General features: G+C 69.0%; 14 protein-coding genes. 8 read left to right on the forward strand and 6 right to left on the reverse strand.

Annotated elements, in window-relative coordinates; genetic code table 11:
- Positions 1-206 precede the first annotated feature (206 nt).
- The 6 genes from dapE (at position 207) to GV790_RS00260 (ending at position 6494) form a co-directional block, all read left to right on the forward strand.
- Positions 207-1304 (forward strand): succinyl-diaminopimelate desuccinylase, encoded by a 1098-nt coding sequence (gene dapE, locus GV790_RS00235; RefSeq protein ID WP_163809190.1) that lies wholly within the window; start codon positions 207-209, stop codon positions 1302-1304.
- A gap of 117 nt (positions 1305-1421) precedes the next feature.
- Complete coding sequence (locus GV790_RS00240; protein WP_163809192.1) at positions 1422-2228, forward strand: LOG family protein; 807 nt, start codon at positions 1422-1424, stop codon at positions 2226-2228.
- Positions 2225-2857, forward strand: coding sequence for an LOG family protein (locus tag GV790_RS00245; RefSeq protein ID WP_163809194.1), 633 nt, complete (start codon positions 2225-2227; stop codon positions 2855-2857). Before GV790_RS00240 ends, GV790_RS00245 begins: the two co-directional genes overlap by 4 nt.
- A gap of 4 nt (positions 2858-2861) precedes the next feature.
- Positions 2862-4625, forward strand: coding sequence for a long-chain-acyl-CoA synthetase (locus GV790_RS00250; protein WP_309138967.1), 1764 nt, complete (start codon positions 2862-2864; stop codon positions 4623-4625).
- Positions 4626-4677: 52 nt separating this feature from the next.
- Positions 4678-5559, forward strand: coding sequence for a dihydropteroate synthase (folP, locus tag GV790_RS00255; protein WP_163809200.1), 882 nt, complete (start codon positions 4678-4680; stop codon positions 5557-5559).
- Positions 5556-6494: a glucosyl-3-phosphoglycerate synthase gene (locus tag GV790_RS00260; RefSeq protein WP_163809202.1), complete on the forward strand. Its 939-nt coding sequence runs from the start codon at positions 5556-5558 to the stop codon at positions 6492-6494. Before folP ends, GV790_RS00260 begins: the two co-directional genes overlap by 4 nt.
- A gap of 187 nt (positions 6495-6681) precedes the next feature.
- On the opposite strand, the gene GV790_RS00265 is transcribed toward GV790_RS00260, so the two are convergent.
- The 6 genes from GV790_RS00265 to sigE all read right to left on the reverse strand — a co-directional run bounded on the left by GV790_RS00265 (position 6682) and on the right by sigE (position 11426).
- Positions 6682-7134 (reverse strand): hypothetical protein, encoded by a 453-nt coding sequence (locus tag GV790_RS00265; RefSeq protein WP_163809203.1) that lies wholly within the window; start codon positions 7132-7134, stop codon positions 6682-6684.
- A 238-nt stretch (positions 7135-7372) separates the two neighbouring features.
- A complete protein-coding gene (locus tag GV790_RS00270; RefSeq protein ID WP_163809205.1) occupies positions 7373-8233 on the reverse strand; it encodes a hypothetical protein in 861 nt (286 codons plus the stop codon).
- A gap of 52 nt (positions 8234-8285) precedes the next feature.
- A complete protein-coding gene (gene tatB / locus GV790_RS00275; protein ID WP_163809207.1) occupies positions 8286-8702 on the reverse strand; it encodes a Sec-independent protein translocase protein TatB in 417 nt (138 codons plus the stop codon).
- A 33-nt stretch (positions 8703-8735) separates the two neighbouring features.
- Complete coding sequence (locus GV790_RS00280; RefSeq protein WP_163809210.1) at positions 8736-10265, reverse strand: S1C family serine protease; 1530 nt, start codon at positions 10263-10265, stop codon at positions 8736-8738.
- A gap of 10 nt (positions 10266-10275) precedes the next feature.
- A complete protein-coding gene (locus GV790_RS00285) occupies positions 10276-10668 on the reverse strand; it encodes a hypothetical protein (protein ID WP_163809216.1) in 393 nt (130 codons plus the stop codon).
- Positions 10669-10745: 77 nt separating this feature from the next.
- Entirely contained in the window at positions 10746-11426 is a 681-nt protein-coding gene (sigE, locus tag GV790_RS00290; RefSeq protein ID WP_228806653.1) for an RNA polymerase sigma factor SigE, read from the reverse strand.
- Positions 11427-11684: 258 nt separating this feature from the next.
- On the opposite strand from sigE, the gene GV790_RS00295 reads away from it, so the two are divergent.
- Together GV790_RS00295 and GV790_RS00300 are read left to right on the forward strand one after the other, a co-directional pair.
- On the forward strand, positions 11685-12323 hold the full coding sequence (locus GV790_RS00295; protein WP_163809218.1) for an O-methyltransferase: 639 nt from the start codon (positions 11685-11687) through the stop codon (positions 12321-12323).
- 46 nt (positions 12324-12369) lie between these two features.
- Positions 12370-13035, forward strand: a complete 666-nt coding sequence (locus GV790_RS00300) for a TetR/AcrR family transcriptional regulator (RefSeq protein ID WP_163809220.1) — start codon at positions 12370-12372, stop codon at positions 13033-13035.
- Positions 13036-13037: the final 2 nt, after the last annotated feature.

Genomic DNA, 13037 nt, shown 5'->3' on the forward strand with positions numbered 1-13037 from the left:
CTGGGCCGGCACTGTCTCGCCAACGTCTTCGCGTCGACCCCACGGGGCCTTCGCGTCGGTCGACGGGGCCTTCGCGTCGGTCGACGGGGCCTTCGCGTCGATCCACGGCGCCTTCGCCTCGATCCACGGGCCCTTCGCCTCGTCCCACGGCGCCGCCTGCGCCTCGTCGCTGCTGCCGCCGGAGACCCGCTGACTACCCTGAACCGGTGACCCTCGATCTGCGCGCCGACCCGATTGCCCTCACCGCCGCCCTCGTCGACATCCCGAGTGTGTCCAGGGACGAGCTGGCCGTCACCGACGCGGTGGAGGCCGCGCTGCGGACCCAGACCAGCGGCTTCGAGATCGTGCGCGACGGCAATGTGGTGCTCGCGCGCACCGATCGCGGCCTGCCGACCCGCGTGGTGCTGGCCGGGCATCTGGATACCGTGCCGATCGCCGACAATGTGCCGAGCCGGATGGACACCGAGGACGGCGAGCCGGTGATGTACGGCTGCGGCACCGTGGACATGAAATCCGGTGACGCGGTGTTCCTGCATCTGGCCGCGACCGTCGCCGAACCCGCGCACGACCTGACGTTGATCTTCTACGACTGCGAGGAGATCGCCGCCGAGTTCAACGGCCTGGCCCGGATCGAGCGGGAACGCCCCGAATGGCTCGACGGCGACTTGGCGATCCTCGGTGAGCCGTCCGGCGGCTGGATCGAGGCCGGCTGCCAGGGCACCTTGCGCGTCCGGCTCGCCACCGCGGGCACCAGGGCGCATTCGGCGCGGGCCTGGCTGGGCGACAACGCCATCCACCGGTTGGCGCCGGTATTGCAGCGGCTGTCCGACTACCGGGCGCGCCAGGTCGATATCGACGGCTGTGTGTACCGCGAGGGTCTGTCTGCGGTGCGGGTCGCCGGTGGGGTGGCGGGCAATGTGGTACCCGACGCCGCCGAGGTCGACGTGAACTTCCGGTTCGCGCCCGACCGCAGCGCCGCCGACGCCACCGAGCACGTCCGCGAGGTGTTCGCCGGTCTCGAGCTCGATTTCCAGGTCACCGACGCGGCGCCCGGCGCGCTGCCCGGCCTCACCGCCCCCGCGGCCAAGGACTTGATCACCACCGTGCACGCGCACGGTGCCGCCGGTGTGCGCGCCAAGTACGGCTGGACCGACGTCTCCCGGTTCGCCGCCCGTGGCGTACCCGCGGTGAACTTCGGCCCCGGCGATCCGAACCTGGCGCACAAACGTGACGAGCGGGTCCCGCTGGCCCAGATCACCCAGGTCACGGCGATGCTGCGGAGCTATCTCACCGGCGCTGCGTGACGCCGCCGGACCACCACTGATGGCCGACGGAACCGAGGCAAAGGCTGGTCAGCATCGTTTTCGAGGGAAGCGAGACCGAACCGCGACGCCGCAGGCGGCGCCAATAGACTCAGCCCCATGTCCACCGACGCCGCCGAGCCACTCAACAGCAAGCCGAAGTCGACAGCCAGATTCCGCGGGCCGATCATGTTCCGCCGGGATCGCAAGCCCGGCGTCGGCACCGCCGACCGGAATCTGCTGGATCGGCGTGGCGACAGCGATTGGGTGCATACCGACCCGTGGCGGGTGCTGCGCATCCAGGCCGAGTTCGTGGAGGGTTTCGGGGCGCTGGCCGAGGTGCCGCGCGCGGTGTCGGTGTTCGGTTCGGCGCGTACGCCGGTCGATCATCCCGAATACGAGGCCGCCCGCGCCATCGGTTCCGCGCTGGCGCACGCCGGGTTCGCGGTGATCACCGGCGGCGGGCCCGGCGCGATGGAGGCCGCCAACCGGGGCGCGTGTGAGGCGGGCGGCTATTCGATCGGGCTCGGTATCGAATTGCCGTTCGAGCAGGGGCTCAACGAATGGGTCGATCTCGGCATCAATTTCCGCTACTTCTTCGTCCGCAAGACCATGTTCGTCAAGTACTCGCAGGCATTCGTCTGCCTGCCGGGCGGTTTCGGCACCATGGACGAGTTGTTCGAGGCCCTGACGCTGGTGCAGACCCGCAAGATCACCCGGTTCCCGATCATCCTGTTCGGCACCAGGTTCTGGGGCGGGCTGGTGGACTGGATCCGCGATTCGCTGCTGGGGGCGGGCAAGATCTCGCCGGGCGATGTGGATCTGCTCTACGTCACCGACAGCGTCGAGGACGTGGTGCGCATTCTGGAGCAGGCCACCGCCGAACGTGAGAATCTGGAAACGATGGGCACGGAGGACAAGTGGTGAGCGCGGCCGAACGCGCCCACGCCGTCTGCGTCTACTGCTCGGCCAGCACCATCGACGGCGCGCAGCTGGAGCTGGCGGCGCGGGTCGGCACCGAAATCGCCCGGCGCGGTTGGCAATTGGTGTCCGGCGGCGGCCACGTGTCGATGATGGGCGCGGTGGCCACGGCCGCCCGCGCCGGCGGCGCGAACACCATCGGCGTGATCCCGAAGCATCTGGTGCACCGCGAGGTGGCCGATGTGGACGCCGACGAACTCGTCGTCACCGACACCATGCGCCAGCGCAAGCAGGTGATGGAGGACCGCGCCGATGCCTTCCTCACCCTGCCCGGCGGCATCGGCACGCTAGAGGAATTCTTCGAGACGTGGACCGGGGCCTACCTCGGCGTACACGACAAACCCGTCGTCGTGCTGGATCCGGACGGGCATTATCGCGGGCTGTTCGCCTGGGTGGACGAGTTGCACGCGCGTGGTTTCGTCCCGCAGCCCGCGCTGGATCGGGTGCGCGTCGTCGCCGACTTCGACGATGCATTCGAGGCACTCGTTCCGAGTACGGCGCGACGAGAGCCCGGCACTCCGGAGCCGGTGGGCAATCCCGCTGCCGCCCAGCAGCATCCGATCGAGGAGTACTGATTCCGTGCGCAACGACGCCACCATCAGCGTGTTCGACCTGGCCAAGAGCCTGCCCGGGATGGCGGTGGACGCGCCGGGCATGCTGCGCAATGCCTTCGGCATGCTGGTCGGCCCCGGTGACAAGGCGTCGGTCGGCCGGTATTTCCAGCGGGCGGCGCACCGTCATCCGCATCGGGCGTTCCTGCGGTTCGAGGGCCACGAATACACCTACGGCGCAGCCAATTCGCTGGTGAACCGCTACGCGAGCGTGCTGGCCGAGCACGGCGTCGGCCGCGGTGACGTGGTCGGTGTGCTGATGACCAACCGCCCGGAAACCCTGTTCACGGTGCTGGCCACGGTCAAGCTCGGCGCCACCGTCGGCCTGCTCAATCACCATCAGCGCGATCGGGTGCTCGCGCACAGCTTCGGGTTGCTCGGCAGTGTCGTGAACGTCGTCGGTGCGGAATGCCAGGAGGCGCTCGATTCGCTGGCCGAGCCGCCGGCCCGGCTGCTGTACGCCGAGGATCTGCATGCCGAAGCCCAGCTCGGCGATCCGTCCGATCCGCCGGTCTGCGCGGAGGTGACCGCGGGGGAGCGGGCGTTCCTGATCTTCACCTCGGGCACCACCGGCCTGCCGAAGGCCAGCGTGATGACGCATCTGCGCTGGTCCAAGAGCATGTCCGGGCTCGGTGGCCTCGGCGTCCGGCTACGCGGTGACGACACGATGTACTGCTGTCTGCCGCTGTACCACAACAACGCGCTCACGGTGGCGCTGTCGTCGGTGCTTGCGGCCGGTGCGACCTTCGCGCTGGGCAGGCAGTTCTCGGCATCCCGCTTCTGGGACGAGGTGATCGGCGAGCGCGCCACCGCGTTCATCTACATCGGCGAACTGTGCCGGTATCTGCTCAACCAGCCGGCCCGGCCGACCGACCGTACGCACCGGGTGCGCCTGGCCGTCGGCAACGGTCTGCGGCCGGAGCTGTGGGACGAATTCCGGCGGCGCTTCGGCATCGGGCGGATCGTGGAGTTCTACGGCGCCAGCGAGGCCAATATCGCGTTCGTCAACGCCTTCGGGGTCGACCGCACCGCCGGTTTCGGGCCGCTGCCCTACGCCATCGTGGAATACGACGAGGACACCGGAAAGCCCGAGCGCGGCCCGGACGGCCGGTTGCGTCGCGTGCGTTCGGGTGGCGTCGGACTGCTGCTGGCCAAGGTCACCGGCCGCACGCCGTTCGACGGCTACACCGATGAGGCCGCCTCCGAGGCCAAACTCGTGCGTGACGGCTTCCGACCTGGCGATGTCTGGTTCGACACCGGCGATCTGGTGCGCGATCAGGGCTGGTTCCATATCGCCTTCGTCGACCGGCTCGGCGATACCTTCCGCTGGAAGGGCGAGAACGTGGCCACCACCGAGGTCGAGGCGGCGCTGAGCGCCTCGCCGGCCATTTCCCAGGCCGTGGTGTTCGGCGTGGACATCCCCGGTACCGACGGCAAGGCCGGGATGGCGGCGGTGACCCTCGCAGCCGGCGCCGAATTCGACGGAACAGCGCTGGCCGAGCTGGCGTATGAGCGGCTGCCGCGGTACGCGGTGCCGCTGTTCATCCGGGTGGTCGATGAACTCGAGACCACCTCCACGTTCAAGAGCCGCAAGGTAGAACTGCGCAAACAAGGGTATTCGCCCGACGATGATTCCGACGTGTTCGTTCTCGCCGGCCGCGCCGACGGCTATATCCCGGCCTATCCGGGATACGCCGCCGATGTGGCGGCCGGGCGCGCGCCCCGGGACTGACCGGGGTCCGCGCCCGAAACCGGTTACTACACGAGTCGGTACAGTCGACCCCATGTTCCGCCCCGACGCGCCGTCGCCGACCCTGTGCGGACGCCCGGTGGCGACGGACCGGGCGCTGGTCATGGCGATTGTGAACCGCACCCCGGACTCGTTCTACGACCGGGGCGCCACCTTCACCGATGCCGCCGCCATGGACGCCGTGGCCCGCGCGGTCGACGAGGGCGCCGATCTGGTCGATATCGGCGGTGTCAAAGCCGGGCCTGGCGAGGTGGTCGATGCCGCCGAGGAAACCCGCCGGGTGGTCCCGTTCGTCGCCGCCATCCGCGCCGCCTACCCGGACCTGCTGATCAGCGTAGACACCTGGCGCGCCGAGGTGGGGCGTACAGCGATCGGCGAGGGCGCCGATCTGATCAACGACACCTGGGCGGGCGCCGATCCCGATCTGGTCGCGGTCGCCGCCGAACTGGGCGCGGGCATCGTGTGCAGCCATACCGGCGGCGCCGTACCGCGCACCAGACCGCACCGGGTCCGCTACTCCGACGTGGTCGCCGAGGTCACCGCCACGGTGGTGCGGGCGGCGGAGGCGGCGCTGGCCGCCGGGGTGCGGCGCGATTCGATCCTGATCGACCCGACCCACGATTTCGGAAAGAACACCTACCACGGGCTCGAACTGTTGCGTAGAGCCGACGATCTTGTAAATACCGGATGGCCGGTCTTGATGGCGCTCTCCAACAAGGATTTCATCGGAGAGACTCTTGGTGTCGATCTCACCGAGCGGCTGGAGGGCACATTGGCAGCAACGGCATGGTCGGCGGCGGCAGGCGCTCGAGTCTTCCGCGTCCATGAAGTCGCCGCGACCCGGCGCGTAGTGGACATGATTGCCGCGATACAGGGTATCCGGCCCCCCGCACGAACCCTGCGAGGTCTGGTATGAACATCCAACACCGTGAGCCCAGCTGGGCGATGACGAATACCTGGGATGCCCCGGAGTGGGCGGTAGACGAACTCGTCGCCGCCAAGGCGGGCCGCACCGTCTCGGTGGTGCTGCCCGCGCTGAACGAGCAGGACACCGTTGCCGCGGTGGTGGCCAGTATCCGGCCGCTGCTCGGCAGTCTGGTAGACGAGCTGGTGGTGCTCGATTCCGGCTCCACCGACGCGACCGCCGAGCGGGCCCGCGCGGCCGGCGCCCGGGTGGTCAGCCGGGAACAGGCCGTCCCGGAACTCGATCCGGTGCCGGGCAAGGGCGAGGTGCTGTGGCGTTCGCTGGCGGTGACCAGCGGCGACCTGGTGGCCTTCGTCGACTCGGACCTCATCGATCCCGATCCGGCCTTCGTGCCCAAACTGCTGGGCCCGCTGCTGACGGTGGACGATCTGCACCTGGTCAAGGCCTACTACCGCAGGCCGCTGCGGCAGGGCGACGCGGTCGAGGCCCATGGCGGCGGCCGCGTCACCGAACTGGTGGCCCGTCCGCTGCTGGCGGCGCTGCGCCCCGACCTCTCGGAGGTGCTGCAACCGCTCGGCGGCGAATACGCCGGCACCAGGGAATTGCTCACCTCGGTGCCGTTCGCCCCCGGCTACGGCGTGGAGATCGGGCTGCTGCTCGACACCTACGACCGGCTCGGCCTGGACGCCATCGGCCAGGTCAACCTGGGCGTGCGCACCCACCGCAATCGCCCGCTGGCCGACCTCGGCGTGATGAGCAGGCAGATCCTCGGCACCGTGCTCGGCCGCAGCGGCGTCCGCGATTCCGGTGCGGCGCTGACCCAGTTCCCGTTGATCGGCGACGAGTTCACCGCCCACAGCACCGAGGTGTGCCTGACCGACCGTCCGCCGATGAACACGGTGCGGCCGGAGAGTGTCGCGGCCTGAGCGGTAGGTAGCGGTTGGGCTGTCCGGTTCGCGCCGGCGGTAGACCGGGCATCGTTGTCCGCCGAGGGCTGGCGCTGGACCTACCGCTGACCTGATTCCTCGCGCCGAACATGTCGCCGCCGACGACAGCGGTGGAATCCGCTGCCGATGTCAGCGGTGGAATCGCGGCTGTGGGTTGGTCCAGCCGTCAGTGTGCTCCTGGCTCGTCGTCGTCGGCGGCGGGTGACTCCGCGGCCGGGCCGTCGGCGTCGGCCGTCGGCGGTGCGGGGGATGGCTGGGTGCTGGGCTCGGAGAATGGTTCGGCATCGCCCGGCGATGTCCCGCCGGTAACGGCAGGTGCCGGCTCGTCCGTGTCGGTGGACGTCTGCCTACCGGAGTCGCCACGGTCGCCCTCGCCGGTGCCGGGTCGACGGTGCCCGGGCCCCGCGTCGGCCCCGGCGTCGTCCGCGATTCCGCTCGGCTCGGCGGCCGCCGACGCATCGTTGGAGCGCAGATGTTCGGGCCCGGATTCGTCGGCGAGCCGGGCCTGCAATTCGGCCACCGTGACGTGGGCGCGGCGGTGCTCGGCGGGCTTGCGGATGAAGATGGCGATGGTCACCAGCAATCCGATTGCGATCAGTGCGATCGCAATGATCGTCATCACATTCACCTGTGCCTCCGCGTCATGTGATTGCCGGAAAACCGGGACCGAACAGGGTCGGCGCCGTCGAATGGTTACTTCCTGGCTATCTAAGCATGCGGCGGTGCGGTGTGCGGTCGAGGGTGAGCGTTCAAGCACAAGGCGTCGCCGGATGCCAAGCCGTTGCGGCCGAATGCACCGACGTGCCCGGATCTGTGTCGGGATGGATTCGCCGCCGGGATTCAGCAGCGGGCGGAATTCAGCGGCGGGTGCGCAGCGCCTGCGGCCGCACCTCGGCCGGCTCATGGCGATACACCGGCGTCAGCATCTCGGCCTCCAGCGGTTCACCGGTCGCGCGGTCGAAGCGCACCGCGATCAATACCGAGAACCGTCGGGTGCCCGCGCGTTCGTGCAGCCCGGCGAGCCGAGTCGCCAGCAGCCGGACAGCACCGAGCGAGCCGGGCGGATGCAGGCCGTCGATCACCAGGATCGAGCCCTGACCGTCGGGGCGCGGGAGCCGGGCGAGATAGGCGATGTCGTGCGGGTCGGGACCGGAGGGCCGATACACCCGCCGCGCGGCTCGATCCTCGATACCGCGACGGCCGTCGCCGGCACGGGCCACCGAGCGCCGCAGCCGGGGATCGGCGGCGATCAGCTGACGCAGGCTCGGCGAGAGTTCGGGCCCGCCGAGCACGATCAGCCCGTCGCGGTTGAGATCGAGGGGATGTCCCGGCGGGAACTGTTCGACGGTGACCGCGAATCCCAGCTCCCGCAGTAGATCCGCCAGCCGCGGCGCCGCGGCCGGATCGGGGGCGCCGATCAACCGGCCGGTACGCACCCGGGGCGTGAGAACGGTGAGCGCGCCGTGCCCGAAGAACAAGCCCTCCGGCGCCGGGCCCTGCGTGCTCACCTGATGGATGCGCGCCCGGGAAAGCCCGGCCGCCGCACCGATTCTGGCGAACGTCCAGCCCTCGGCATGCAATTCACGGATCACCGCGCGACGAATTCGCGTGAGCTCGTTGATGGTCTGCTGCGCCGCCGCGACACCGTCAGTGGCTGCCTTGAGGCGCTCGACCTTGTCCTCGATCGCGAACACCCGCGCCACGTCATCGGCCGACATGTGCGAAGTGTAGACAGCGTAAGCCGGACGGGTGTCTAGTTCGCTTGACAGATCAGGTGGCGTCGGTGTCGATCGGCGGACGTTCGTTGCGCTCCAACGGTTTCTCCGGCTTCGGCGCTGGGTAACCCGGCATACCGCTATTGGTGCCGTAGAGGTCCTGCTTGTCCGGCATGGCCTTGCCGATATCGCTGAACAGCGAATCGTCACCGTTCAGAAGGTGTTTGGTCACCATCGACTTCGGGGTCATGCCGCGCAGCTCGTTCAGGTCGGCGAGCGGCTTACGCAGATCCTCGAATTCGGGCCCGAGCTCCTGCTTCAACTGCGCTGTCGCGCCACTGGCGTAATCGCGCACCTGCCGCAGACTGCGCGTGGTCCAGCGCACGGCACCGGGCAAGCGCTCCGGGCCGAGGATGACGAGGGCGGCCACGAGCAGGATCACCATCTCGCTCCACCCGATGTTGCTGAACACCAGACCAGGCTACCGCGCGCCGGGGCCGCCGGATCAGTCGGATTCCAGGGTGACCGGAACGTCCACCTGCCGGCCTTCCCGGATCAACCGCACCGTCACCGTCTCACCGATCTTGTTCGCCTGCACCGCGACGACCAGCTCTTCCGGCCCCGTCACCTCACGATCGCCGACCTTGACGACGACGTCGCCCTCCACGATGCCCGCCCGCGCGGCGGGCCCGCCCGGCGCCACATCGGCCACCTCGGCGCCGCTCATCGCCTCGTTGGCGACGGCCTTGGTGCGGGCGCTCAGGCCGATCACCGGATGATGCTTGACGCCGTCGCGGATCAGGGTCTGCGCGACGTCGGTGACCACGTCCACCGGCACGGCGAAGCCGAGGCCGACCGAACCGCCGGTCTCGCTGCGGATGGCGGTGTTGATGCCGATGACCCGGCCCTCCATGTCCACCAGCGCGCCACCGGAGTTACCGGGGTTGATCGAGGCGTCGGTCTGCACCGCATCGATGACGGCCTTGGTGTCGCTGCCCTCGCCCTCGAGCTTCACCGGGCGATGCAAGGCGCTGACGATGCCGGAGGTGACCGTTTTGCTCAGTCCCAGTGGGGAACCGATCGCCAGCACGGCGTCGCCGACGCGGACGTCCTCGGATTTACCGAGCTGAGCGACAGTGAGATTTTTCACATCGACCTTCAAGACCGCGAGGTCGGTTTTGGTGTCACGGCCGACGATGTTCGCCGGCACCCGGGTGCCGTCGGAGAACATCACCTGGATCTTGGCGTTGCCGGAACCGTCCTGGGCGGCCATGGAGATGACGTGATTGTTGGTGGCGATGTAGCCGTTGCCGTCGATGACCACACCCGAGCCGGTGGCGCCGTTGTCGCCGACGGTCGTGCGGATCGAGACCACCGAGGGCAGCACCGCATCGGCGACCTGGGCGATCTGACCGTGCGGCTGCTCGGGATCTCCGGTCTGCTCGAGGGCGACCTTGCGTGAGGTCAGCGTGGAGGCCGTCTCCGCGGTCAGCCGGCCGACGAGGCCGCCGATCAGGCCGATGACCAAGGCGATGGCGGCCAGCAGCGCCAGCGCGCGCGGTGCCACCCGGGAACCGAACAGCACCTCGCGCGCCGACAGCTTGGTGGCTTCGGCCTGCGTCCGGGCCGCGGGGGTGGGCAGGGCGGGCGCACCGAGGCGGGCGCCGGATTCCGGGTCACGCCACGGATCGGCGGGGCCTGCGATCTCGGTCTGGCCGGTGACGGCGTCTGGATCGCGCTGGAGGAGTTCGTCGGAGCCTTCCGGGCGGCCGAACGCCTCGGCCAGCACGGCGTCCGGCGGCCGGTTCTGCACCGGGTCGGGGCCCTGGGCGGCGGTGGCCGTTCCGGGGCGCGGTGCGAAGGATCCGGCCTGGCCGTTGGGGCGGCGGAAGGCGCGAGCGGTGTGGGTATCCACGTGCGGGCGGTATACCGGGCGCGGCCCGAGCACGGGCGCGTCCGGCGGCCGCAGGTTCCCCCTGTTGGCCGCCGAATCCGAGGTGTCGGCCGATCCGGTGTTCGTCGATTCGGTGGTCACGCGCCAAACTCTACTTGCGCCACCACGTTGTCCACCGCCTACTGTCGAAGCTCGCCGCGAAAGACGCACCGAGGAAACCGGAAACGGCCTCGTCACGGGAATTGCGCGCCGCGGCGGCGGAACGATCGGTGCCGGGAAGTTCGCCGAGCGGAATGCGGGTCAGGCTGTCGTGCAGTCCGTGCGGGATGGAGATCTGGGCGGCCCGGCGCAATGCGATGCGCGCCTGCTGCTGGGCTTCGACCTCGGCCGCGCATTCGGGGCAGACGGAAATGTGCTGGGCGGCACGCAGATACGCGTTCATCCGCAGTTCGCCGTCCACATAGGCGGCGACGGCCTCACTCGCCAGATGCTCGGTGGAACGGAAACGCGGTGAACGACCTGACGTACCGGAGTCGCCAACCATTCGGTGCTCATCCTTCCAACCGACTCGATCACGGCCGGGCGCGGCGCCACGGCCGGAGATCACCCGTTCTTGCTGGTTCAGGACTCGCTCGCCGCGTCGGCGAACCGGTCCTGGGTTCCATTATGCGCAAGGTGCTCGCGCAGTGCCTGACGGCCGCGATGGATCCGGCTGCGGACGGTGCCCAGTTTCACCCCGAGCGTGGCGCCGATCTCCTCGTAGGACAGCCCCTCGATATCGCACAGCACGACCGCGGCGCGGAACTCCGGCGCCAGCGCGTCCAGCGCCGATTGCAGGTCGGGGTCGAGGCGGGCGTCGTGGTAGACCTGCTCGGGTCCTGGGCCCTGGGCCGGCACCCGGTCGTAGTCCTCGGGCAGCGCTTCCATCCGGATGCGGCTGCGGCGGCGGACCATGTCCAGGAACAGGTTGGTGGTGATGCGGTGCAGCCAGCCCTCGAAGGTGCCCGGCTGATAGTTCGACAGTGAGCGGAAGACCCGGATGAAGGTCTCCTGGGTGAGATCCTCGGCGTCCTGGGCGTCGCCGGAGAGACGGTAGGCCAGCCGGTAGACCCGGTCGGCGTGTTCGCGGACCAGTTCGTCCCAGGTGGGCATGACGGAGCGATCGCCGGTGGCATCGAAGGCCGCGGTGCCGGTCAGTTCGTCCTCGGCCACCTCCGCGACCTCGGCCAGTTCCAGTGCGGTGACCTCGCGCTGCGTCGGCAGCTCGGGCAGGGTGGCGTACTCGCGCGCCGCATCGACCATGTGGATGGGAAATACCTCCTACTCGGGACCGAGGCGTCGGAGTTCGAGCAGCGGTCCGGGTCCACGGACCGTCGCTGTCGGGTACAACCGATAGAAGGTGTCCGGTTGTTCCCGACCCGGTGTTCTGGCTCTGACGCCGCCGGTCGGCTGGTCTTGCGTGCTGCCTACTCTTTCCTGTCGCGATATGGCCTGTGTATGGAGATCCTGAGGGACACCTGAGAATGTTTCGGGCCGCTGGTCACGGTTTGGCATAGCCTCATGGGCGTGGCATCGAATCTGGAGCGAAATCTCGCCTACGTGGAGGAATCCGTCGTGGAGGACGAGATCCTCGTCAGCGCCCGGGAACGGGCCACCGAGCTGGGCGCCGCGCCGGTGGCTCCGTCGGTGGGTGCGTTGCTGAGCATGTACGCCCAGATGCTCGGCGCGCGGGCCGTGGTCGAGGTGGGCACCGGCGCGGGGATCAGCGGCCTGTGGCTGCTGGACGGTATGCGCGAGGACGGCACGCTGACCACGATCGATTCCGAGCCGGAGCATCAGCGCGCGGCCAAAGAGGCGTTCCGGGCCGCCGATATCCCGCTCGCGCGCACCCGGCTGATCAACGGCCGCGCCCTCGATGTGCTGCCGCGCCTGGCCGACGGCGCCTACGACCTGGTGTTCATCGATGCCGCGCCGGTCGAGCATCCGCAGTACGTCGCCGAAGGGGTGCGGTTGCTGCGCGAGGGTGGAGCGATTCTGCTGCACAACGCACTGCTCGGCGGGCGGGTGCCCGATCCGGCGCAGCGCGACGCGGCAACGCAGGCGGTGCGCGCGGCGACCAGGGCCATCGCCGAGGACCCGAACCTGACCAGCGTGTTGATTCCGGTGGGTGACGGGCTGCTCTGCGCCTCCCGTGGCTAGGGAGCCATTGACGGCCGATTGAACGAGTGTTTAGTATATTGAACATGTGTTTAACCGACCAGCCGTACCGGAAGGATCCGCCCCGGATCTGAGCACTCGTGCACGCATTCGCGACGCCGCCATCACCGTCTTCGGTGAGCAGGGGTTCAACGTCGGAGTACGTGCCATCGCCACCGCAGCCGGCGTCTCGCCGGGCCTCGTCAATCACCATTTCGGATCGAAAGACGGGTTGCGCGAGGAATGTGACGACTACGTACGCAAGGTCATCCGCGATGCCAAGCTGGATTCGGTCGAGCGTCCGGCGCCGTCGAACATCCTCGGTCAGCTCGCCGAGATCGAAAGCTTCGGTCCGGTCATCGCCTATATCGTCCGAAGTTTTCAGGCGGGCGGCGCGTTGGCGGGCCTGCTGTTCGAGCACATGGTGTCCGACGTCGAGCAGTATCTGCGCGTCGGCATCGCGGCGGGCACGATCCGCGCCCCCCGCGATCTGCACGCGACGGCCCGCTATCTGGCGCTGAACAACGGCGGCGGATTGATGCTCTTCCTGCAACTGTATGCCGCCGAACACGACGGCCCCCTCGACTACGGCAAGGCTCTGCGCGCCTACGCCGATCAGATGCTTCTCCCCGGCGTCGAGCTGTTCACCAACGGACTGCTGACCGGCCCGATGATGCTCGACGCCCTGCTCGATCAACCGAGTCCAGATACCTAGAT

The sequence above is a fragment of the Nocardia cyriacigeorgica genome (assembly GCF_010858045.1).
GTDB lineage: Bacteria > Actinomycetota > Actinomycetes > Mycobacteriales > Mycobacteriaceae > Nocardia > Nocardia cyriacigeorgica_E.

Bases quoted from the DNA above. Each gene is read 5' to 3' on its own strand.
- GV790_RS00295 (WP_163809218.1), top strand. From the start codon at position 11,685: ATGGGCGTGGCATCGAATCTGGAGCGAAATCTCGCCTACGTGGAGGAA.
- GV790_RS00260 (WP_163809202.1), top strand. From the start codon at position 5,556: ATGAACATCCAACACCGTGAGCCCAGCTGGGCGATGACGAATACCTGG.
- GV790_RS00265 (WP_163809203.1), bottom strand. From the start codon at position 7,134: ATGACGATCATTGCGATCGCACTGATCGCAATCGGATTGCTGGTGACC.
- GV790_RS00285 (WP_163809216.1), bottom strand. From the start codon at position 10,668: ATGGTTGGCGACTCCGGTACGTCAGGTCGTTCACCGCGTTTCCGTTCC.
- folP (WP_163809200.1), top strand. From the start codon at position 4,678: ATGTTCCGCCCCGACGCGCCGTCGCCGACCCTGTGCGGACGCCCGGTG.
- sigE (WP_228806653.1), bottom strand. From the start codon at position 11,426: ATGGTCGATGCGGCGCGCGAGTACGCCACCCTGCCCGAGCTGCCGACG.
- GV790_RS00270 (WP_163809205.1), bottom strand. From the start codon at position 8,233: ATGTCGGCCGATGACGTGGCGCGGGTGTTCGCGATCGAGGACAAGGTC.
- GV790_RS00240 (WP_163809192.1), top strand. From the start codon at position 1,422: ATGTCCACCGACGCCGCCGAGCCACTCAACAGCAAGCCGAAGTCGACA.